The 526-nt window shown below is 43.7% G+C and carries 1 protein-coding gene; it reads right to left on the bottom strand.

Going from position 1 to position 526, the window contains the following annotated elements:
• A partial coding sequence (locus ACFOY6_RS24325) for a transposase (protein ID WP_379652486.1) occupies positions 1–218 on the bottom strand: 218 nt, incomplete at its 3' end.
• Between the last annotated feature and the right edge of the window lie 308 nt (positions 219–526).

Raw genomic sequence — 526 nt, 5'->3', positions numbered from 1 at the left:
ACACCGATTACTGCGGCCGCCAGTTCATTCTCGCGTACTGAGGAGGTCATCTGTTGCTGTTGTTTACTGCGCCAGTTGTAGAGCCAGGATTCATACAGGCTGAGTTCACGGGCGGCGGCAGCAACACCGATGCGTTCAGCGAGTTTCAGGGCTTCATCGCGGAATTCGGGCGTGTACTGTTTACGGGCCGTTTTGCTGGTTGATGCTGGTTTTGTCATGAGTAATCACCTCTGGTTGAGAGTTTACTCACTTAGTTGCGTGTCCACTAATGGTGGGGAGGATCATATAACTCATTGTAGGCAGTAATTTTATATAAAAATTATTACTGAAAAAACTCACTATTAACAGGGGGAAGCCCTATTCCAGTAATATGATTGTCCAAAACAATCATGACGTGCTGCTACTGAAAGTATAGTCTTTCTATATATTCAATAAGAGTAAATGCATATGTCGGAGATGGAGTGCAATGTTCTGACATGGGGTTGTTATTTAATTTAATGGTAAAGAGTTCCTGCTCTGATCTTTG

It is taken from the genome of Teichococcus aestuarii (assembly GCF_042651065.1).
Classification (GTDB): domain Bacteria; phylum Pseudomonadota; class Alphaproteobacteria; order Acetobacterales; family Acetobacteraceae; genus Pseudoroseomonas; species Pseudoroseomonas aestuarii.
Note: the sequence above shows the minus strand (reverse complement) of the source record. Positions and strands in the feature narration are given on the sequence as shown.